This window comes from Bifidobacterium sp. WCA-178-WT-4B (genome assembly GCF_009696495.1).
Taxonomy (GTDB): Bacteria; Actinomycetota; Actinomycetes; order Actinomycetales; family Bifidobacteriaceae; genus Bifidobacterium; species Bifidobacterium infantis.
Window position 1 is genome coordinate 51,761 of record NZ_VULV01000003.1, and the last position, 22,214, is coordinate 73,974.

19 protein-coding genes and 1 riboswitch are annotated in these 22,214 nt (G+C 62.6%); of the genes, 2 read left to right on the forward strand and 17 right to left on the reverse strand.

Features of this window, described 5'->3' with window-relative positions:
• Positions 1–10: 10 nt before the first annotated feature.
• The 17 genes from thiS to FYJ31_RS03575 form a co-directional block, all read right to left on the reverse strand.
• Positions 11–205, reverse strand: a complete 195-nt coding sequence (gene thiS / locus FYJ31_RS03495) for a sulfur carrier protein ThiS (protein ID WP_032744404.1) — start codon at positions 203–205, stop codon at positions 11–13.
• Between the two features lie 174 nt (positions 206–379).
• Positions 380–483: riboswitch (TPP riboswitch) on the reverse strand.
• Between the two features lie 70 nt (positions 484–553).
• Positions 554–2,026: an argininosuccinate lyase gene (gene argH, locus FYJ31_RS03500; RefSeq protein WP_154535991.1), complete on the reverse strand. Its 1,473-nt coding sequence runs from the start codon at positions 2,024–2,026 to the stop codon at positions 554–556.
• Positions 2,027–2,201: 175 nt separating this feature from the next.
• Entirely contained in the window at positions 2,202–3,440 is a 1,239-nt protein-coding gene (locus FYJ31_RS03505; RefSeq protein WP_012578162.1) for an argininosuccinate synthase, read from the reverse strand.
• An 82-nt stretch (positions 3,441–3,522) separates the two neighbouring features.
• Positions 3,523–4,035 (reverse strand): arginine repressor, encoded by a 513-nt coding sequence (locus FYJ31_RS03510; protein WP_007053610.1) that lies wholly within the window; start codon positions 4,033–4,035, stop codon positions 3,523–3,525.
• Complete coding sequence (gene argF, locus FYJ31_RS03515) at positions 4,032–4,997, reverse strand: ornithine carbamoyltransferase (RefSeq protein WP_012578164.1); 966 nt, start codon at positions 4,995–4,997, stop codon at positions 4,032–4,034. The genes FYJ31_RS03510 and argF overlap by 4 nt, the downstream gene beginning before the upstream one ends.
• A 43-nt stretch (positions 4,998–5,040) precedes the next feature.
• On the reverse strand, positions 5,041–6,336 hold the full coding sequence (locus FYJ31_RS03520; RefSeq protein WP_154535992.1) for an acetylornithine transaminase: 1,296 nt from the start codon (positions 6,334–6,336) through the stop codon (positions 5,041–5,043).
• A complete protein-coding gene (argB, locus tag FYJ31_RS03525; protein ID WP_011068277.1) occupies positions 6,326–7,282 on the reverse strand; it encodes an acetylglutamate kinase in 957 nt (318 codons plus the stop codon). Before argB ends, FYJ31_RS03520 begins: the two co-directional genes overlap by 11 nt.
• Before the next feature lie 136 nt (positions 7,283–7,418).
• On the reverse strand, positions 7,419–8,594 hold the full coding sequence (gene argJ / locus FYJ31_RS03530) for a bifunctional glutamate N-acetyltransferase/amino-acid acetyltransferase ArgJ (RefSeq protein ID WP_077424125.1): 1,176 nt from the start codon (positions 8,592–8,594) through the stop codon (positions 7,419–7,421).
• Positions 8,591–9,685, reverse strand: coding sequence for an N-acetyl-gamma-glutamyl-phosphate reductase (gene argC / locus FYJ31_RS03535; protein ID WP_154535993.1), 1,095 nt, complete (start codon positions 9,683–9,685; stop codon positions 8,591–8,593). The genes argJ and argC overlap by 4 nt, the downstream gene beginning before the upstream one ends.
• Before the next feature lie 98 nt (positions 9,686–9,783).
• A complete protein-coding gene (locus tag FYJ31_RS03540) occupies positions 9,784–10,470 on the reverse strand; it encodes a hypothetical protein (RefSeq protein WP_012578168.1) in 687 nt (228 codons plus the stop codon).
• 30 nt (positions 10,471–10,500) lie between these two features.
• Positions 10,501–13,110, reverse strand: a complete 2,610-nt coding sequence (pheT, locus tag FYJ31_RS03545) for a phenylalanine--tRNA ligase subunit beta (protein ID WP_154535994.1) — start codon at positions 13,108–13,110, stop codon at positions 10,501–10,503.
• A 7-nt stretch (positions 13,111–13,117) separates the two neighbouring features.
• Positions 13,118–14,185: a phenylalanine--tRNA ligase subunit alpha gene (pheS, locus tag FYJ31_RS03550; protein ID WP_032744411.1), complete on the reverse strand. Its 1,068-nt coding sequence runs from the start codon at positions 14,183–14,185 to the stop codon at positions 13,118–13,120.
• Between the two features lie 53 nt (positions 14,186–14,238).
• Positions 14,239–15,117, reverse strand: coding sequence for a TrmH family RNA methyltransferase (locus FYJ31_RS03555; RefSeq protein ID WP_154535995.1), 879 nt, complete (start codon positions 15,115–15,117; stop codon positions 14,239–14,241).
• A gap of 111 nt (positions 15,118–15,228) precedes the next feature.
• Positions 15,229–16,056 carry an energy-coupling factor transporter transmembrane component T family protein gene (locus tag FYJ31_RS03560; RefSeq protein WP_032744413.1) on the reverse strand — a complete coding sequence of 276 codons (828 nt, stop codon included), beginning with the start codon at positions 16,054–16,056 and terminating at the stop codon, positions 15,229–15,231.
• Positions 16,053–17,528, reverse strand: coding sequence for an ABC transporter ATP-binding protein (locus FYJ31_RS03565; protein WP_195839431.1), 1,476 nt, complete (start codon positions 17,526–17,528; stop codon positions 16,053–16,055). Before FYJ31_RS03565 ends, FYJ31_RS03560 begins: the two co-directional genes overlap by 4 nt.
• The gene (locus tag FYJ31_RS03570; RefSeq protein ID WP_154535996.1) at positions 17,528–18,127 is read right to left on the reverse strand and encodes an ECF transporter S component; all 600 of its coding nucleotides are present in this window, start codon (positions 18,125–18,127) and stop codon (positions 17,528–17,530) included. Before FYJ31_RS03570 ends, FYJ31_RS03565 begins: the two co-directional genes overlap by 1 nt.
• Before the next feature lie 300 nt (positions 18,128–18,427).
• A complete protein-coding gene (locus tag FYJ31_RS03575; RefSeq protein ID WP_154535997.1) occupies positions 18,428–19,795 on the reverse strand; it encodes a dipeptidase in 1,368 nt (455 codons plus the stop codon).
• 91 nt (positions 19,796–19,886) lie between these two features.
• On the opposite strand from FYJ31_RS03575, the gene FYJ31_RS03580 reads away from it, so the two are divergent.
• Both FYJ31_RS03580 and FYJ31_RS03585 read left to right on the forward strand, forming a co-directional pair.
• Entirely contained in the window at positions 19,887–20,510 is a 624-nt protein-coding gene (locus tag FYJ31_RS03580; protein ID WP_154535998.1) for a DUF3043 domain-containing protein, read from the forward strand.
• A gap of 148 nt (positions 20,511–20,658) precedes the next feature.
• Positions 20,659–22,149 (forward strand): dihydrolipoyl dehydrogenase family protein, encoded by a 1,491-nt coding sequence (locus FYJ31_RS03585; RefSeq protein ID WP_154535999.1) that lies wholly within the window; start codon positions 20,659–20,661, stop codon positions 22,147–22,149.
• The last annotated feature ends 65 nt before the right edge of the window (positions 22,150–22,214 follow it).

The window sequence follows — 22,214 nt, forward strand, 5'->3', positions numbered from 1 at the left end:
GCTTTTCCTTTCATCCACCCTGTACAAACTGCACAATTTCCATGACGCACTGGTCGTCGAGCATGGCGTCGGCACGCTTATCGCGCGGGATAATCTCACCATTGAGTTCGATGGCCACACGCTCGGCGCGGAATCCGCGCGCTTCGAGATAATCGGCGACGCTGACCGGCGTCTCGAGCGTGACCTGCTCTCCGTTGACCTGCATAATATCCTTTCAGATAGTAAAAAAGGGTGCACGAAACGAACCGTACCTTAAGTGGTGCGCCCATTCATGAACCCAATCATGCGACCGTTCGACCGTTGTGATGTATTGGCTCCATCACGACCGTCTCACGGCTGAATTATGCAAACGGAATGAAAGCTGTATTGGAGAACCCGGCAAATCTGCAACAACGATTCCTTACGGCGGCATGACCCGCGTCAAGTTCCCCGGTCGAAGTCTGGCAACTTCCTCTCAGCCTCACGGCTCCCGTTCGTTACGATTTCTCAGTGTATGCCGTTGCAGTGACAACAGCAAAATGAAGCTCCCTCATCAGAGGGAGCTTCATTGGGACTAGAACGTGCCGGGGGCTTTGTAGGCGGAGCCATCCGACGTGGATGCGGGGAAGAGCTTGAGTTCTTCGACCTCGGCCTTGGCGTCGGCGATCTGCTCGCGTACGCGACCGTAAGCGGTGCCGCCCTTGCCGTTGCGGGAGTCGACCGAACCGTGGCTGGAGAGCACTTCGCGTACTCCCGGAGCCTTGTCGGCCGGCAGGAACGCGGCGAAGGTCTCGATGAAGTCATTGTCGGTCAGATCCCACAGTTCCTGGCCGCGGCCTTCGGCGAGCTTGACGCAGGCACCAGAGAGCTCGTGCGCGTGGCGGAACGGCACACCGTTCTTGACGAGCCATTCGGCGATGTCGGTGGCCAGCGCGAAGCCGGTCGGAGCTTCCTCTTCCAGGCGGTCGCCGTCGAAGTGCATGGTCTTGACCATGCCGGTGAAGGCGGGCAGCAGCACTTCGAGCGTGTCGACCTGGTCGAACACGGCCTCCTTGTCTTCCTGCAGATCGCGAGCGTAGGCGGTGGGCAGGCCCTTCAGGGTGGCCAGTAGACCGGTCAGATCGCCGATGAGTCGGCCGGACTTGCCGCGGGCGAGCTCGGCGATATCCGGGTTCTTCTTCTGCGGCATGATGGAGGAGCCGGTGGAATAGCCGTCGTCGAGCTTGACGAAGGCGAACTCCTGGGTGTTCCAGATGATGATCTCCTCGGACAGGCGGGAGATGTCCACGCCGGTCATGGCGGCCACGAACGCGAATTCGGCCACGAGATCACGTGCGGCGGTGCCATCGATGGAGTTGTCGGTCACGCGGGAGAAGCCGAGCTCACGCGCCACGGCCTCCGGGTCGAGGCCGAGCGTGTTGCCGGCCAGCGCGCCGGAGCCGTACGGGGAGGCGTTGATGCGCTTGTCCCAGTCTATCAGTCGCTGCACGTCGCGGATCAGCGGCCAAGCGTGGGCCATGAGCTGGTGCGCGAGCAGCACGGGCTGGGCGTGCTGCATGTGGGTGCGGCCCGGCATCACGGTGCGGCCGGCCTTTTCGCTTTGCTCGATCAGGGCGTTGACGAGGTCAAGCAGGAGTCCGGCGATTACGCGGGAGTGGCGGCGCAGCCACATACGAATCAGGCAGGCGATCTGGTCGTTGCGGGAACGGCCGGCCCTGAGCTTGCCGCCGAGTTCGTCGCCGGCAATGTCGATCAGACCGCGTTCGAGGGCGGTGGCCTCGTCCTCATCGTCTTCGATGGGGACGAAGGAGCCATCGTCAACGTGGCGCTGGAGCGTGTCGAGCGCATCCTCCATGCGCTGCAGCTCGTCGGCGGTCAGAAGTCCCGCACGGCCGAGAGCACGGGCGTGGGCGCGCGAACCGGCGATGTCGTCGTCGGCCAAGCGCCAGTCGAACTGCGTGGACTTGGACAGTCGGGCCAATTCCGGCGACGGACCAGACGTAAAGCGACCACCCCACAGGGCCAGATGTTCGTTGTTCTCAGTCATGAAGGCTCCTTGAAAAGTGAAAATAGCTGTGTTTAAGCGTAGCAATGTGTTCAAACATACAGTTGCCCCCGCTGGCGAGGGCTGTCACATGGAGTGTGACTGAGGACAGTCCTTTCAAAGACCACTCCCAGTCAGCTATGCCGACAGCCTCGCAGCGGGGGCGACTGAGTAAGAATCACTCGACGGTGTTCTTCGGGACCTCGATGCCGTTGCCGAACTTGACGTCGCGCGCTGCGGCCACGCGGGACGGCAGACCGTAGATGTCGATGAAGCCGTTGGAGGACTTCTGGTCGAAGGTATCGCCGGAATCGTAGGTGGCGAGCTTGTAGTCGTACAGCGAGGAGTCGGAACGACGGCCGGTCACGACGGCGCGGCCACCGTGCAGGACCATGCGAATCTCACCGGACACGTACTTCTGGGTGTCTTCGATGAAGGCGTTGAGCGACTGGGTTGCCGGGGAGAACCACTGCGCATCGTAAACCAGCTCGCCCCAGCGCTTGTCGATGTCGCGCTTGATGCGGTGCTGTTCGCGTTCGAGGCAGCAGTTTTCGAGTTCCTGGTGAGCGGTGATCAGAGCCACGGCACCCGGAGCCTCGTACAGCTCGCGGGACTTGATGCCGACCAGGCGGTCCTCGATGAGGTCGATGCGGCCGATGCCCTGGGCTCCGGCGCGGCGGTTCATCTCTTCGATGGCCTGCAGCGGGGTGACGTCACGTCCGTCGATCTTGACCGGCACACCTTCCTTGAACTCGATGACGACTTCATCTTCGACCGGCGGGAAGGCCGGGTCGTCGGTGTAGGAGTAGCAGTCCTTGGTCGGGCCGTTCCACGGATCCTCGAGGAAGCCGGTCTCAATGGCGCGGCCCCACACATTCTGGTCGATGGAGTACGGGGACTTCTCGGTCTGGGTGATCGGCAGCTTGTGTTCCTTGGCGAACGCGATCTCGACGTCGCGGGTCAGGGACAGGTCGCGAATCGGGCTGATGGCCTTCAGCGTCGGGTCGATGGAGGCGATGGAGACCTCGAAACGAACCTGGTCGTTGCCCTTGCCGGTGCAACCGTGGGAGATGGTGTCGGCGCCGAACTGGTGGGCGGCGCGCACGAGGTGCTTGGAGATCAGCGGACGGGAGATGGCGGAGACCAGCGGGTAGACGCCTTCGTACATGGCGTTGGCCTTGAGGGCCTTCATGCAATATTCGTTGGCGAACTCGTCACGGGCGTCGACCACGTAGGATTCGACGGCTCCGCAGGCAAGGGCGCGCTGCTTGATGGTCTCGAGGCTTTCGCCGCCCTGGCCGACGTCGAGGGACACGGCCACGACGTCCTTGCCGGTGCGCTCCTTCAGGTACGAGATGGCGACGGAGGTGTCAAGACCGCCGGAGTAGGCCAGAACAATGCGCTTGTTATCTGCCATTGGTTCCCTTTCGTTCAAGGTCTGAAAAACAAACTGATGCAAGTATATACAGAGGACTGTATATTTATGCACGGCGTGTTGGTTATTTGGAGGCGAGGCTTAGTAGCCAGTCGGAGCGGGAGACGGCGGTGTCGTCATTGGTGCAAATCACCATGACGGTGTCGTCTCCGGCGATGGTGCCCAGCACGCCTTCGATCGGCTGCCTGTCAATCACCGAGGCCACGTATTGTGCGGCACCAGAAGGCGTGTGCACCACAACCAGATTTCCGGCGGCGGCCACCGAGGTGACCAGTCCGTTCAGCACGCGGGACATCTGTGCCTCACCGCGCTCCCCTACATCCTCACCTTCTGAAGCAACGACGCTGCGACCCACCGTGTAGGCCACCGTGCCGTCCTTCAGCCGGGTCTTCACCGCATGCATCTCGTCAAGATCGCGGCTCAGGGTCGCCTGAGTCACCGCAATGCCCTCGTCGATAAGGATTTTGGACAGCTGTGATTGCGAGGTGATGATATGCGTGGCGAGCGCCTGTTCTATGGCACTCAGCCGCGCCGCCCTGGTGGCAGGGCGCTGCAGGGACGGACCGGTTTCACTCATGCGAGCAGGCTTTCGTCTCCACGGGCCTTGCCGGTCAACCAAGTCAGCAACGCTTTCTGTGCGTGCAGACGGTTCTCGGCCTCGTCCCACACCACGGACTGCGGGCCATCGATCACTTCAGCGGTGACTTCCTTGCCGCGGTAGGCGGGCAGGCAGTGCTGGAAGAGCGCATCCGGCTTGGCCAATGCCATAAGTTCGGTGTTGACCTGGTAATCCCAGAACGGCTTGGAACGGATGGCGTATTCGGCCTCCTCGCCCATGGAGACCCAGGTGTCGGTGAACACGCAGTCGGCGTCCTTCACCGCTTCCTTGGCATCGGTGGTGACCAGGATGGAGCCGCCGGTCTCGGCCGCGACGCGCTTGGCGTCGGCCACAATGTCCGGGCGGGGCAGGTAGCCGTGGGGGCCGGCCACGCGCACGTCCATGCCGGCCACGGCACCGCCGAGCAGGTAGGAGTTGGCCATGTTGTTGGCCGCGTCACCGAGGTAGGCGATGGTCTGGTTCTTCAGGTTGTCGACGCCGCCTCGGTGCTCGGCGATGGTCTGGAAGTCGGCGAGAATCTGGCAGGGATGGAAGTCATCGGTCAGGGCGTTGACCACCGGATGGGTGGAGTACTTGGCCATTTCTTCGACGCGGTCCTGGCCGAAGGTGCGCCACACCACGCCGTAAGCCATGCGGTCGAGCACACGAGCGGTATCGGCCACGGGCTCGCCACGGCCCAGCTGGGAGCCGGACTTGTCGATGACCAGCGGGTAGCCGCCAAGCTCGGCAACGCCGATGGAGAAGCTGGAACGGGTGCGGGTGGATGGCTTGTCGAATAGTACGGCGACGGCCTGCGGACCGGCGAACGGCTGCTTGTAGAAGCGGTCATGGTGGAACTTGATGGCAAGTTCGAGCACCTGCTTCTGCTCCTCATGGTTGAGGTCGTCGTCACGCAGCATGTGGCGAAGTTCTGGGGTCATGATGATCTCCTTGGATCGGTGGGTCGGCAGTGACGGCGAGAAATCAGTCGTCGGGCAGGTCCGTAGGCACATCCTTGAGGATGGCAAGTGCCTGATCCACGTCTTGAGCGGTTACAATCAGCGGCGGTGCGAAACGCAGCGCATTGGGAGCCACCGCGTTGACGATGAGCCCGTGTTCGAGGCAGTAGTTCATCACCGCGTGGGAGCAGGGATGCTTGAGCTCGACGGCGTCCAGCAAACCACGGCCGCGTACGGAAACGAACAGCGGATTACCGGTGGCCATAATGCCATCGCGCAGCTGTTCGCCGCGAGCTTCGGCGTTGGCCACCAGATTCTCGTCTTCAATCACGTCAAGAGTGGCGAGTCCCGCAGCCGCACCCAGCGGATTGCCGGCAAAGGTGGAGCCGTGGGAACCAGGAGTGAACAGAGCCGCGAGTTTCTCGCCAAAAGCGATCATGCCGCCCATCGGGAATCCGCCTGCCACACCCTTGGCGAAAGTCACCATATCCGGCGTCACGCCGCCGGACAGATCGTCACGCTGGAATGCGAACCACTTGCCGGTACGTCCGATACCGGTCTGTACTTCATCGATGATGAGCAGCGCGTGGTTGATATCGCACAGTTCACGCACGAACTTGACGTAATCGGCGCCCAACGGCTGCACGCCGGCTTCGCCTTGGATAAGTTCCAGAATCACAGCAGCCACCGGACCCTTGCCATAGCGACCGAGACCGGTCTGTGCAAAAGCGTCGTGCAGGGCGACCTTGTCGCCGGCGCGCACGAATTCGATGTTCGGCACCAGCGGATCATACGGCTTGCGGATACCGGGTTTCCATGTGGCGGACAGCGCACCCATCGTACGGCCATGGAAGCCGTGAGTCATTGCGAGAATGCGTGCGGGCTTGCCGCCGATGGAAGGCAGGGCATCAGGCAAGGTGCGGCCATACAGCTTGGCGAGCTTGAGGGCAGCTTCATTGCCTTCAGCACCGGAGTTGCCGAAGTAGACTTTGGAGCCTTCAGGTGCACCAGCCAGCTTGACCAGTTTGGACGCCAATTCAATTTGCGGCTCGGACGCGAAATAGTTGCTGATATGAGCCACCTTGGCAGCCTGATCGGCAACCGCCTTGACCCACTTGGGGTGGGCGTATCCGAGGGAATTGACGGCGATGCCTGCCAGGAAATCGAGGTATTCGTTACCGTCAACATCCCAGATGTGGGCACCTTGGCCGTGATCCATGACGCGCAACGGCGTACCGAACACATTCATGTGGACCTGAGAGTACTCTCCCAGCCACTTGCTGTCTTCCGTACCTAGTTTTTCCTCATGCTCAGTAGCCATAAGAGCTCCTCATTTCCAGTCCTTCATCGGGCATAACCATGGTACCGATGCCTGCGGAGGTGAATATCTCGTTCAAAATCGAATGCGGCTTGCGCCCGTCGATGACATGGGCTTGGGGCACGCCACCGTCGATGGCCCTGACACAGGCCTCCATCTTGGGTCGCATACCGGATTCCAGGTCCGGCAGCATATCGCGCAGGTTTTCCACACCGATCCGGCCAATCAGAGAATTCTTATCCGGCCAATCGGCGTACAGACCATCCACATCAGTCAAGATAACGAGCTTGTGCGCGCCCACAGCGGCAGCCAAAGCGGCGGCGGCGGAATCAGCGTTCACGTTGAGCACTTCAGTGGCATCTTCTTCGTTCGGAGCCACGGAAGAGACGACCGGGATACGACCGGCGGCCACCAGATCCTCGACTGCCGAGGCATCGACGGAAACCACGTCGCCGACCAGGCCGATATCGGTGGGCTTGCCATCGATGACGGGCCTGCGCTGCATGGCCGAGAACAGGCCGCCGTCTTCACCGGACATGCCTACGGCCAGCGGGCCGTGCGCGTTGATCAGGCCTACCAGTTCGCGTGACACCTTGCCGGTCAGAACCATGCGCACCACATCCATGGCCTCGGGGGTGGTGACCCTCAGGCCGCCTTTGAATTCGGATTTGATGCCGAGGGCCTTGAGCATGTGGGAAATCTGCGGACCGCCGCCGTGCACGACGATCGGGTGCAGACCCACCTGACGCAGAAAGACCATGTCTTCGGCGAAGCACTGCTTCAGATGGTCATCGACCATGGCATTGCCGCCGTATTTGACGACGATACGCTGGCCGGCGAACTCCTCCAGCCATGGCAGCGCTTCAATAAGCACTTCTGCCTTCTGATCGGCGCGCAAATCGGTGTGCACGTCGAAATGGAACCCAGGTCCCTTCAATTCTGTAGACAATTTTTCTCTTTTCTGCGACGCCGGCGACGCTATCGCCGCCGGCTGCTACAAACAGCCCACTGGGCTGTTTGCGTTATATGCGACGCCGGCGACGCTATCGCTGCCAGCTGCTACAAACAGCCCACTGGGCTGTTTGTCAGCTTTCGTAGTCGGCGTTGATGTGGACGTATTCGTGGGTGAGGTCGTCGGTCCAGACGGTGGCCTGCGCACTCGAGCCGGTGTTCAGGTCGATGTCGATGTGGACTTCGCGCGGAGTCATGTCGACCTCGCTACGGTCGCGGCCGGCACCGCCGTTCTCGCAGATGCGCACGCCGTTGACGTCCACGGTCACCTTGTTCGAATCGTAAGGCGCGACTTCAGGCGGCACAGTGCCCAGGGAGCTGACGATGCGGCCCCAGTTCGGATCGTTGCCGGAGATGGCGCACTTGAGCAGGTTCGAGGCGGCGACGGCACGACCACAGGCAAGTGCCGCGTCTTCGCTGGTGGCACCGGTGACGGTGATACGGATGTCGTGGGAGGCCCCTTCGCCGTCGCCGATGATCTGGCGGGACAGGGATGCGCAGGCCTCACGCACCAGCTTGTTGAATTCGTCCTTGTCCGGTTCGACGCCGGAGGCACCGGAGGCGAGCAGCAGGACCGTGTCGTTGGTGGACATGCAGCCGTCCACATCGATGCGGTTGAACGAATGTTCGGCGGCCACGGCGAGTGCGGCCTGCATCTGGCCGGCGGAGACGACCGCATCGGTGGTGATGACGCACAGCATGGTGGCCAGCTGCGGGGCAATCATGCCCGAGCCCTTGACCATGCCGCCGATCTTCCAGCCGTTGGAGCCGGTCAGTTCGACCGTCTTCGGCTTGGTGTCGGTGGTCATGATGGCGTGGGAGGCGTCGGCGCCGGCTTCGGCGGTGACGGCAAGAGCCTCATGGGCACTCTTGGCACCAGCCAGCACGTTGTCCAACGGCAGCAGTTCACCGATGAGACCGGTGGAGCAGACAGCCACATCATTCGGTTCGGCGCCGATGAGACCGGCGACCGTTTCTGCGGTGGTGACGGACTGGGCGTAACCGGCCTCGCCGGTGCAGGCGTTGGCACCGCCGGAGTTCAGAATCACGGCCTTGACGTGACCGTCGGCGACGACCTTACGGCTCCACTGCACCGGGGCGGCACAGAAACGGTTCGAGGTGAACACGCCTGCAGCCGCGTCGAGCGGGCCGTTGTTGACCACGAGGGCCAAGTCCTTCTTGCCTTCGACGGATGAAATACCAGCCGCCACGCCGGCGGCGGAGAAACCTTGTGCAAATGTAACGCTCACGGTGCTACTCCGATCTTGGTCAGGCCCGCGTCTTCCGGCAGGCCGAGTGCGATGTTCAGTGATTGGACCGCTTGTCCGGCGGTACCACGGTTGAGGTTGTCGATGGCGGCAAAAGCGTAGATGCGGCCGGCCTTGCGGTCGGTGACGACCTGCAGGTGGGCTGCGTTGGATCCGATGATGTTGCCGGTGGCGGGCAGTGTGCCCTCGGGCAGCAGCACCATGAAGTCCTGACCTTCATAGGCCTTGGACCATACGGCGCGAATCTCCTCATCGCTCAGTGCCTTGGCCTTGTCCGTCATGCGGGCGGACACGGTGGCGAGGATGCCTCGGGACATGGGGGCGAGAATCGGCGTGAAGCCGAGCGTGAATTCGCTGGCTTCGGCCGCGCTCTTGCCGGCCGCGTGGGCGAAGTTCTGCAGAATTTCGGGAATGTGGCGGTGCTTGCCGCCCACCGAATACGGCAGGGCGGATTGCAGGGCCTCGGCGGCAAGCAGGTTGGTGCGCTTGAGATTCTTGCCGGCACCCGAGTATCCGACGACCAGATCGGCCACGATATCCTGCGATTCAACCAGTCCTTCGGCGATGCCGGGCTGGAGGGCCAGCGTGGTGGCGGTGACGTTGCAGCCAGGACCTGCGATGCGCTTGGCGCCAGGAAGCGCCGCACGCTGGCGGGTGTAGGAGCCGTCCGCGGCTTTGCCGGTGATGAGCTCGGGCATGCCGTAGGTCCAATGCTCATAGAAATCGCCGCCGTAGAACTCATCCCAAGCGGTCTGCTCTTCGAGACGATGGTCGGCGCCCAAATCCACAACCACGGCATTCGGATCGAGCTGCGAGGCGAGCTTGCCCGAAGCACCGTGCGGCAGTGCGAGGATGATAACGTCATGCCCGTTCAGCACTTCGGGCGTGGTATCTTCAACGACCAGATTGGCCAGTTGGGGAATATGCGGCATGTGCTTGGCCATCGACTCCCCCACTGAGGAATGGCCTGCCACGCAGGTGATGTCGAAGTCGGGGTGCGCGGCCAGAATGCGCAGCGCTTCACCGCCGGCATAGCCCGTGGCACCGGCCACGGCCACTGTATATTTCGCCATACTCATCTCTTTTCACTGATGTGTCTTCGGATGAGTATACGCGATTATGCAGACTATTGCATATTTATGCAGTGGGTGTGTTGGTATGTGAACGCCACTTATGCGGAGATGGAGTCGGAGGAGGAGCCGGTGCCGCCGGTGAGTTGCTGGAGGGCTTCCTGGTAGAGGCTCATGGCGTCATAGCCATTGAAGGCCATCCAGATGACGGCGATGGTGTATAGCACGTTGATCACCACGGCGGCCACGGCCAAACCGAAGCCCTTCATATGGAAGGTGCGCGTGCGCCACATTGCCACCGCGCCCATCAGTGCCGAGAGCACCGGCACAGGGAAGAACAGGGCGAGGATAAAGGAGATGATCGCATACGAATCCCAGTGCCCGTAGAGCGGGTTCTGGTTTGGATCGTTCAGGTCGATGCCGTGGTAATAATGCGGCTGGTGAGGCTGACCGTTCGGCTGTTGACCATACGGCTGGCCCTGCATGCCCGGGTACCCGCCCGGATATGCGCCCGGACCGGACTGTTGGCCGCCTTGCGCATACGGCCAGCCGCCCGCCTGCTGATTGCCAGGCCACGGCGTCTGCTGGCCGTACGGCTGGCCGGCCTGCTGAGATTGTGCCGCGCCACCGTTGATGCCAGCGGCTGCGGCGGAATCCTTCTTGGTATCAGGCTCGGGAGCGCCATAAATATACGGGTTGTAATTCGGCCCGTATTGGCCAGACATAGCACCATATTCAGGCTGCTGGTACTGCCCGTATTTCGGCTTGTCCTGCTCCGGTTGGCTCATGGCGCTCCTCGATTCGGATGATTGGTTGGGTCAGGCGCGCAGCTGGGCGCCGATTTCGGCGGCCTCAGCCACGATGGCCTTGCGGATGGCGTCGCTGTCTTCGGCGGACAGCGTTTTACTCGGCGAACGGAACACCACCGCATAGGCCAGGGACTTCTTGCCCTCGCCCACCTGTTCGCCGGTGAACACGTCGAACAGTTCGATGGATTCGAGGTTCGCGCCGGCGGCCTTGCGAATCACGTTCTCAAGTTGGCCTGCGGTCACGGTCTCGTCCACGGTGAAGGCCAAATCCTGCTTGACCGGCGGGAACGTGGAGATCGGCTTGGCCTGGACGGGCTTGCCGGTCAGCGTGGCGAACAGCGCGGTGAGGTTCAGCTCGAAGGCCGCGGAATGGGCCGGGAAGCCGAGGGCCTCGTTGACGCGCGGGTGCAGTTCACCGACCCAGCCGGTGAAGACGTCGCCCACCATGACGCGGGCGGCGCGGCCGGGGTGCCATTGGACGGGCACATCGTCGGCGGCGGGCTGGTCGAGTTCGATTGCGGCACCGATACGGCCGGCGATGCGGCGCACGGCCTCGACGGCGTCGGACCAGTCGACCGGGCGCTTGCCGCCCATCCAGCCGTCGTCCTCGGCCAGACCGGTCAGGATGCCGGCCACATGGTCGGGCTGTTCGGGCAGACCGGCGTCAAGCGCGGCGAGCTGTTCGTCGGTGGGGCGCACGCCACCGGGCAGTGCCGGGATGGCGGGCGCGTTCGGATCCCACAGGTAGACGTGGCCGAGCTCATACAGGGACACGTTTTCGATGCCGCGGCGGATGTTGCGCTGCACGGTGGTGGCCAGGGTCGGCAGAATCTCGCGACGCAGGTACGGACGGTCGCCGTAGAGCGGGTTGGCGATCTCGACGCTGACCTTCTTGGTGGCTTCCGGGTCGAAGCCGAAGGCCTTGTAATCGTCGTCGCCCACGAACGGGTAGCTCAGCGATTCGACCATGCCGAACTCGGCGAGCTCGTCCGCCACGCGACGGCGACGCTGCTGGTCCGGGGTCAGGCCCACCAGACCCTCGACCGGTGCCGGCGGCACGGTGACCGGAATCTGGTCGTAGCCGACCAGTCGGGCGATTTCCTCGACCAGGTCGCACGGCTCGTTCAAGTCCGGGCGCCAGCTCGGCGCGGTTACGGCGAACTCGCCGTTGCCGCCGCCGGCCACCGTGCAGCCAATGTCGGTCAGGATGTCGGAGATGCGGTTGATGTCCACGTCGAGGCCGGCCACGCGGGCCACTTCGGAGGCCTTGAAGTGGATGACCTTGGCGCGCGGCGTGTTGTTCACGTCGTTCGGGTGTTCGCTGGGCTCGCCGTTGCCGTACTTGGCCATGAGCTCGGCGGCCATCTGGGTGGCGGCGGGCTGCAGCGCGGTGTCGACGCCACGTTCGAAGCGGCGGGAGGCCTCGGATGGAATCTTGTGGCGACGGGCCGAACGGGCGATGGTCACCTGATCGAAGTGCGCTGCCTCCAGAAGAATGTTCTTGGTGTCGGCGGTCACTTCGCCATACAGGCCGCCCATCACACCGGCAAGACCGAGGATGCGCGAGCCGCGTTCGCCGTTCGGCGAATCGGTGATAAGCAGATCTTCGACGCTCAGGTCATGTTCCTTGCCGTCCAGGGTGGTGAGTTTCTCACCCTCGTTGGCGCGGCGCACGACAATCGGGCCTTCGAGCTTGTCGAGGTCGTAGGCATGCATCGGCTGGCCGAGGTCAAGCATCACGTAGTTGGTCACGTCCACGGCCAAGGAGATGGAGCGCATGCCGGCGCGGATCAGGCGGCGGCGCATCCAGTTGGGCGTGTGGGCGTTGGGATTGAAGTCCTTGACGATGCGCGCGTAGTAGCGGTCGCAACCGGGCACGCCGTGAATCGGATTGTTATCGTCGATTTCAACATCGATGTCCACCGGGGTGCCGGGCTGGTAGTCAGCAGGTTCCGGGGCCTTCTCGTTGAGTGCCACGGCCGGATCGGTGTAGGCGGCACCGGTGGAGTGGTGGTATTCGCGGGCCACGCCACGGTAGGACAGCGTGTAGCCACGGTCCGGGGTGATGTTGATCTCAAGCAGAGGCTGGTCGAGGTGCAGCAGGTGCATGGCGTCCTGACCAGGCTTCAGAGCCTCGTATTCAGCCTCGGAGAAGCCGTACTGACGCAGCAGAATGATGCCATTGTGATTGTCGCCCAGACCCAGCTCACGTTCGGAGGCGCACATGCCGTTGGAGATGTGGCCGTAGGTCTTGCGCGGTTCGATCTTGAAGTCGCCGGGCAGCACGGCACCGGGCAGGGTGACGACGACCTTTTCGCCGGCCTTCATGTTGGGCGCGCCGCAGATGATGCCGCGCGGCACCTTGTTGCCGTCTTCGTCGGTCTCGTTCCATTCGTCGCCGCAGTCCACGTGGCACCAGTTGATGGTCTTGCCGTTCTTCTGCGGTTCGGGGGTGGCGTCGACCACGTAGCCGACCACAATCGGGCCGGTCACCTGAGAGGAGTGAATCTCCTCTTCCTCAAGCCCCACCTTGACAAGGTCCTTGGCGAGCTGTTCGTAGGTCAGGCCTTCAGGAACCTCGACATGGTCCTTGAGCCAATCGATATCAATCATAGGCATGGCTGAATCACTCCCCCATCACAAACTGTTCGGCGAAACGCACGTCACCTTCGACCAGGTCGTGCATGTCGTTGATGTCGCTGCGCAGCAGGAGCGTGCGCTCCATGCCGACGCCGAAGGCGAAACCGGTGTAGACGTCCGGGTCGATGCCGGCGGACTTCAGCACGTTCGGGTTCACCATGCCGCAGCCGCCCCACTCGAGCCAGCCGGGGCCGCCCTTCTTGTCAGGGAACCACAGGTCGAGCTCGGCGCTCGGTTCGGTGAACGGGAAGTAGCTCGGGCGCAGGCGCGTCTTGGCTTCGGGGCCGAACATGGCGACGGCCAGCTTGTCCAGCACGCCTTTGAGGTCGGCCATGGTCAGATGCTTGTCGACGGCGAGGGCTTCGCACTGGTGGAACACCGGGGTGTGGGTGGCATCAAGCTCATCGGTGCGGAACACACGGCCGGGGGACGCGATGTACAGCGGCACGCCACGGGTCAGGAGGGCACGGACCTGATCGGAGGAGGTCTGCGTACGCACCACCATGTTGGAGCCGACGAAACCGGCGGCGTCCTTGGCCTGATTGCCCTTGACGTAGAAGGTGTCCTGCATCTGGCGGGCCGGATGGTCCGGGCCGAAATTCAGGGAGTCGAAGTTGTACCATTCGGCTTCTATTTCCGGGCCGGAGGAGATCTGCCAACCCATGGAGATGAAGAAGTCCTCGACGTCCTCCATCAGCTTAGGCAGCGGGTGACGGGCGCCCAGAGGCTTACGGTTCACCGGCAGCGTCATATCCACGGTTTCGGCGGCAAGTGCGGCCTTCTCGGCGGCTTCCTTGAGCTCGACCTCCTTGGGACCATAGGCACGGCCGAAGTCGGCGCGCAGCTTGCCCATGAGCTTGCCGGCTTCCTTCTTCTGGTCGGCGGGCAGGGAGCCAATGGCCTTGCTGGCTTTGGTCATCGCCGAATCGGCACCTGCGTACGTTGTCTTGATGGCCTTGAGCTCCTCCAGGTTGGAGGCGTTCTGGATTTTCTCGATGCCCTCGGCAACCTCAGCAGTCACCTGGTCGGCGTCGAACACCATTTGTTCTGCCACGAGAACCCTTTCGTCTGATGTTTTCTCAGCGTTTCACAGCGTTTTTACCGGTTTCACATTCTTTCAACATGACCCGACATAGACAGCGACATCAGCATCACCGCGGCCGAGGTGCCGAGGTTCAGTGATTCGGCCTTGCCATAAAGCGGGATGGAGACGATGCGGCCGCAGCGCGTGAGGATGTCCGGTTCCAAGCCACGCGCCTCGTTGCCGAACAACACGGCTTTCGGAGCCTCGACCGCCGCCTTGTCCGCCAGTACTGCGGGCAGGCTTTCCGGCTTGCGTTCTTCGGTGCCGTATACGTCGGCGGCCCAGACGTCCAAATTATGGTCGCCTGTCCAGGTGAAGAATTCGTCGGTGCTCATGGCGAGTACCGGCAGATGGAACAGGGAGCCTGCGGTGGAGCGGATGACCTTGGGGTTCAGCACGTCCACGCAGTCGTCCACGAAGATTACGGCGTCACAGCCGGCCGCATCGGCCGCACGAATCACGGTGCCGGCGTTGCCCGGGTCGCGCACCTGCCAGAAGACGGCAATCTGCGGGGCCCGACCGTTCTTGCCAAGTTCGACGTCATCGGCACCGGCGTACATGGACTCGGCATTGCCGACGGCCGCGATGCCTTGGGCGTCCGGACTGATGCGGTGCATCACGTCGCCGATGCAGTAGTGCACATAAATCGTGGCATCCTGCGAGGTTTCGACGATCTTCTCCAACGTGGAGGAGATGATACGCGGATGTTCCAGCGCCTGCGAAACCTCTACATACAGGTCCCGTACCACGTCCGGCCGCCAAGTGACGGCCTCGCGCACGGATTGCGGGCCTTCGATAAGAAAACGGCCCGAACGTTCGCGGCCTTTGGTGCGGGTCAGATCGGCGATGCGGCGCACGCGGTCGGATTTCGGATTATCAAGAATCTGGGCGTTGATGGGCATAGCCACTACCCTACTGCCGGGGCATTACGTCAGTCGTGGCTCGCTCCCCGCTGGCGGAGGCATCGTAAGCCTTTCAGGCACCCTGAAGGGCACTGTGCCAGTCTGCCGCCTTCAGGCACCCTGAAAGGCGAAGTGCCAATTCCCGGTGCCGACGGCTACGCCTATGGAGGCCAGCGGGACGGCCAGACAGATGACGTAGAAGATCCAGTCGACAGGCTTCAGACGTGAGATGCGGGCTTGGGAGCGTGGGGCGCTGGAGCCGAAGCCGCGCGCTTCCATGGCGGTGGCAAGTTTGGTGGCGCGCCGGATGGAGAGCACCAGCAGTCCGAACGCCTGGGAGAGGGCACGGGCGATGGCGTTACCGTCGCCAAGGCCGCGCGAACGCTGGGACAAGCCGAGTGCGCGCCAATCTTCCTGCAGCAGCGTAAACATGCGCAATCCAGCCAACCCGCCGTATACGAATCGCGGTGAGAAGTGCAGAATCTCAACCAAACCGTCCGCCAAATCAGTGGGATCGAGGCCCAGGGCCAGAATCACGCCGGGTACGGCAATGGCCGCCACCCTGATAGCCGTGGCGATGGCCAGATTAACGGATCCCTCGCTGATCACAATCCAGCCGCCCTGCCACAGGATCTCGCCCGAGGTGCGGCCGTAGAGAAACACGGAGATAAAACTGCCGGCGACGGCGATCCATACCGGCCAGGTCTTACGGCATACGGTCCACGGAGCCACGCCACCAATCCACAGCAGCACGAATTCGATGCCGAGCGCCGTGGACGCGGATACCACATCCAGACTGATGAACATCGGAATACACAGCAACAGCGCACCGATGATGCGGCTGACCGCGTTGATGCGCGCGATGAACCATGAGGGCGATGAGGCTTTGACCGGCTCCACGCGCGTTTCCTGCGGACTGACGATTACCACGTCACTCATGCCTTCGCCTCCTCGAACATCACACGTCGCGCGCCCAGCGCATCCACCAGCGCCTCATCGTGCGTCACCATGATCACGCACGAGCCTTGATCGCGGATGGCGGCAATCAGCTTGACCATCTCATTCCACGTACTGAAATCCTGTCCGAATGTCGGCTCATCCATCACCAACACTTTGGGTGCGGCGGCCAGCATGGAAGCCACGGACAGTCGCCGCTTCTCCCCGCCAGACAAGGTATACGGGTTGGCTTTGGCGAAGCGCGTGAGATTCATCTGCTCAAGCATGCGGTCGGCGGTCTGATAAGCCTCGTCTTGGCTCTGCCCCATCGACTTGGGGCCGATGGCGACTTCGTCACGCACGAAATTGGCAGCGAACTGGTGCTCGGGCTCCTGGAACACCATGCCGATACGGCCCAGCAGTTCCTTGCTTTTCCAGTCGATCGGCTCACGCCCGGCATGCGCGGGCTTGAGGTTGTCGGCGATGAGCACCTTGCCGGCGATAGGCTCGAGTAGCCCGGCCAAGGTCAAGGCCAAGGTCGATTTGCCCGCGCCGTTCGGACCCATCAGAGCCGTTACTTCGCCGGGATAAAAATCCAGATTGATACCAACGCCAAGAGCGGTTCCACGGCCAAAGCTTAAGTTCTCAGTGCTGAGCACCGGCGCATCGTGCGCAGGCTCCTGCTTCGGTGAGTAATCGGGAATCGCACGGCCCGGCACCCACGCGCCACCGGCGGCCAATACGTCGCCCATCTCGGCGAACACCTCGTCCGGTTTGCCGTCGGCAATGACCGCACCCGTGGGCGAACTTGCATCGGGTCGGCCGAGCACAATCACGCGATCGACCAGATCGAGCCATACATCGATATGATGTTCGACCACAACCATGGTCTGTCCGGTGGCCTCGATGACCTTTTTGACCGCGTCATGCACTTCGACCACGCCTTCGGGGTCGAGGTTGGCGGTCGGTTCGTCCAACAACAGCAGACCGGGCTTCATAGCCAGCACGCCGGCCAACGCGAGACGTTGGCGCTGACCGCCGGACAGATGGCGGGTGGACCGATCCAGTTCGAGTCCGCCGAGTCCCACCATATCCAATGATTCGCGCACTCGCTGCCGAATCTCCTCGCGCGGCACGTTGAGGTTTTCGCAGCCGAAGGCCGCGTCATCGCCTAGTCGTTCAAGAATGATCTGCGAGTCCGGGTCCTGAAGCACCAGTCCCACGCGGCCTCGCGCCTCGCGCGCATCGACGCCATCGATGGTGAGCGAGCCCTCCTGCTCGCCTTCCTCATCGCCGCCAAGTACGCCTGCGAGACCGGCCATCATCGTGCTTTTGCCCGCGCCCGAAGCGCCGAGCATCAGCACGCGCTCCCCCGGCCGGATGGTGAGATCGACGGCACGCAACGCGAAATCCTTGCGCGTGGCGTGCCGCCACCCCCAGCCGCTGGCCTCTACCGCAGCCGGATTAATCTGCATCAGACGCGCGCCTTGCTACGGCCGGATTCAAAGCGCTCCAGAGCACCGGTGGCGGCGATTGCACGAGACAAGTACCAGACCACCACGCCGGCGATCACGACGCCGGAGATGATGGAGCCCACCAGATACCAAGTGACGCGCAGTCCGTTCCAGCCCGGGTTGGTGGCCCAGTAGTAGGCCCAGCAGCCCACGCCGGCGAGCGCACCGGACAGGATGGTGGTGCCGATGTTCCACTTCTTCCAGGCGAAGATGGCGAAGGCAATTTCGGCACCCAGACCCTGGATGATGCCGACGATCAGCGAGCCGCCGACGCCCCACTGGTTGCCCAGCGTAAGTTCAAGGAAGGCGGCGAGGGTTTCGGCGAACAGTGCGGCACCGGGCTTGCGCACGATGATTGCGGCGAGCGGGCCGGCGAACAGCCAGAATCCGTTGAGCAGACCCTCGAAACCGGGGGTCACGCCTTCGAACAGGGCCAGCGGGGCGGAGCAGACAATGTCCCAGCCCCAGAAAATGACGCCGGATGCGACGGCGATGATTGCGGCGACGACGATATCGACGACGCGCCACTTGTAATTGGCTTTGGCCACAGCTTCAGTCATGAATGTGCCTTTCTTCTGCTCGTACGCAGGCCGAACATACATGGATATATGTACGCACATGATGCACATGTTCGTGGCCACGCGCAGGTTGGTTCAGGCACGGGTGGGTAAGAGCGACATTTCCGTGCGCCGGCATTATCCGGTCACGTTCCATCGGTCGAGACTATGAGTCTCCTCTCAGCCGCCTAACGGCAGCTCCCGTGTCAACTCCCCGACTATAAAGCAAGCCGCCGTCAAAGGCAATAGCCACATCTGTGACCTACCGGACGGCGGCTCGCTACCATTACCGATACGGTTCGGCTACTTGCCGAGCTTGTCCAGCAGCAAAGCCTCGGTGATCACGTTGTTCTTGAGGCCGGGCAGGGAGATGGACTCATTGGGACTGTGGGCGTTGGCCTTCGGGTCTTCGGGACCGGTGACCAGCACCTGAGCGTTGGGGAAAATGCGCTGCAGTTCGGGGATGAACGGAATGGAGCCGCCTTCGCCCTTGTTGATGGGCTCAACGCCGAAAGCCTCGGTCATGGCTTCCAGCGCGTCCTTGGTGGCCACGGCAGTCGGGTCCATGGCCCAGCCCATGCCGTTTTCGCCGCGTTCGACAGTGACCTTGGCACCGAACGGCGCGTGGGATTCGAAGAATGCAGCCAGTGCTTCCTGCGCTTCTTCAGGGCGCTGGGTGGGCGCGGTGCGCAGCGACAAACGGAAGCGGGTCTCCGGGGCGATCACGTTGAAGGATCCCTCGACCGGGTGGGCATCGAAGCCGATCACGGTCACGGACGGCTTGGTCCACAGGCGTGAGGCCAGCGAACCGGTGCCGGCGAACTCGTAACCGGCCACCACGCCGGAATCCTCGCGCACAGTGGTTTCGTCAAGGTCGTGCTGCAAACCGCCGATCGGCTCTTCCGCGGCCACGCCGGGTACGGCCAGATCGCCGTTCTCGTCATACATGGAAGCGATGAGCATGGCGGCCAACGTATTGGAGTCGAGAATCGGGCCGCCGTACTGGCCGGAGTGCACCGGATGCTCAAGGCCCTGCACGGTCACGTCCACACAGGTGTTACCGCGCAGCGAGGTGGTCAAAGAAGGAATGTCCGCCGACCAGTTGCCGGAATCAGCCACGATAATCACGTCAGCGGCGAATTCGTCACGGTGAGCCTCGATGAAGGGAATGAAGCTTGGCGAACCCATCTCCTCTTCGCCTTCGATGAACACTTTGATATTGACGTTGAGGTCGTCGCCCAAGGCCTTCAGCGCACCGGAGTGGATAGCGATGCCGCCGCCGTCATCGGCGGAGCCACGGCCGTAAAGGCGGCCGTCGATTTCGGTGGCCACGAACGGGTCGGTGTTCCACTCGGCCGGGTCCGGAACAGGCTGCACATCGTGATGGGCGTAGAGCAGCACGGTGGGGGCGTCCGGAGAAACGATATGCGAGCCGATGACCTCCCATGCGCCCGGAGTGCCGTCGGCATTGGAAGCCTGGACCACCTTGGCATCCACACCCACGAGGCGCAGTTCGTCTGCCACGAATTCAGCGGAGCGCTTCATATGTTCGGCGGTGATGCCCTTGGCGGAGATCGACTGCAGCGCGACCTTTTCGGCCAGCACCTTGACGATGCGGTTCCAATCGGTTTCGACGCGCGAACGAATCTCGTCAGCGGTGAACGTTGCCATGATGATCCTCCTTTATATATGTGCGTGAGCGGCGTCATTGCAATGACTGCGCCAGTGTACAAGTGTCTGAACGTCACCGTAACCTCAAAGCATGACATGGAATCCGTTTAAGAAAAAAGAAGAGGCCCAAGTTCCTGTTGAGCAGGCCCCGAAGAAGGCCGCCGATCCTTCTGAGAAAAAAGGCCGTCCTACCCCGAAGATGAAGCAGGCTCAGGCCGCCGGTATCCGTCCGCTGGTTCCGGTGGACCGCAAGGCCAGCGCCAAGGCCGCCAAAGCCCGTCTGCGCGAGAGGGAGAACGCCGAGTACGAGGCGATGCAGAAGGGCGACATCAACCACATGCCCAAGTCGGAACGCCTGCCGTGGCGCATCTACATCCGCGACTACGTGGACGCCCGGTTCAACCTCGGCGAATGGTTCATTCCGGTGAGCTTCGGAATCCTGATCGTCTCCATGTTCGCCGCCTCGTTGATGCGCAACCAGTGGGCGTCGGTCACCATGATGGCGCTGATGTACGGCTATCTGATCGCCGTGATCATCGACGTGTGGCTGATGTGGCGCAGTCTCAAGCCCAAGCTGATCGCCAAGTACGGCGAATCGTCCGTGGCCAAGGGCTCCCGCTCCTTCTCCTACGCCTGGAGCCGTTCCATCCAGATGCGTCGTTGGAGACTTCCCAAGCCGCGTTACCCGAAGCGCGGTCACTGGCCGGCGGACTGATTGTTCATATATACTCTGGCTCCCCTCGTTGAGGGGCTGAGCCGTAAAGAAAACAGTCCAGTGGACTGTTTTTAGGCGAAGTGGCGGCGATAGCCGCATATGGCTCCCTAGCATGGGAGCCATACTTATATGTATCAAGGAGGCAATCATGAGCGAACAGTTTGATCTGGTCATCATCGGGGCCGGCCCCGGCGGCTATTCCACAGCTCTGCGCGCGGCCGAACTCGGCATGAAAGTGGCACTCGTCGAGCGTGACGCCACCGTGGGCGGCACATGTCTCAACCGTGGCTGCATCCCCTCCAAGGCGCTCATCACCGCCACCCACACCATCGACACCGTGCACCGTGCAGCCGAACTCGGCGTCAACGCCTCGGTGAATGGCATCGACTTCGGCATGCTGCGCGACTATCGCCTGCGCGTGGTCAAGACGATGGTGGGAGGACTGGCCGGACTGCTCGCCCATCGCGGCATCACCGTGTTCCGGGCCAATGCCGCGTTCCATGCGGATGAGATCGCTCCAGCAACTTCCAACCACATCGTCCGCCTCGTCCCCTCCCCCGGCCAAAGCGACATCCACACCTATCACAAGGCCGATGTCCCCGAACCCAGCGGCCCAACGATGGACCTCACGGCCACGAACATCGTCATCGCCACCGGTGCCAAGCCACGCCCATTGCCCGGCAACCCGTTCGCCGGCGCCCTCATCGACTCCACACAGGCGCTGGAAGTCAACGAATTTCCCTCTTCGGCGGTGATTATCGGCGCCGGGGCCATCGCCCTTGAATTCGCCTCGATATGGAACTCCACCGGTTCGAAGGTTACCCTGCTGATTCGCAAGGACCGCATGCTCTCAGCCTGGGACCGGAGAGCCGGCACCACGCTGACCCGTGAGCTCAAACGTCATGGCGTGAACATCATCACCCGCGTCAGCGTCACCCACGTGGACACCGGCGCGAACCTTGGCGCCACCGTGCACTACACGCGCGAAGGCCAGGATGGCGAACAGAGCGTCTGGGGCGAAATCGCCCTTGTCGCCATCGGGCGTGACCCGATCACCGACCCAGCATGGGGCGTGACGATCGACGACCACGGACATGTCGCCACGGATGCGTACGGTCGCACCGACAAACCGGGCGTATGGGCGGTAGGCGACGTGACGGCCGGTCACGCGCTGGCGCATCGTGCTTTTGAGCAAGGCATCGTCATCGCGGAGACCATCGCCGGACTCAATCCCAAGCCGGTGGACGAAGCCACCGTGCCGCAGATCGTGTTCTCCTTCCCCGAAGCGGCGTCGGTCGGGCTCACCGTCGAACAGGCGCAGGCGAGGGAGGATCTCATTGAAATCAAGGAGACCAACTATCCGATGCTGGCGAACGCGCGCATGCTGATGAGCGGCACGGCCGGCTCATTGACCATCGTCTCCGGCTGCGACGCGGCTAACCCGGACACCCCGCGCGTGCTCGGCGTGCACATGGTCTCCCCGATGGCCTCCGACATCATCGCCGAAGCCGAACAGCTGGTCGGCAACCATGTGCCGCTCGCCGACGCAGCCCGCCTCGTTCACCCGCATCCCACATTCAGTGAAACGCTCGGCGAGGCGCTACTCAAGGCCAACGGACGACCATTGCACACACGCTGAGACCAACCAGCACAAGCAAGTTCGGACCAGCGCACCTGATAAGATATTGCCCAGTGTGTTTCGTC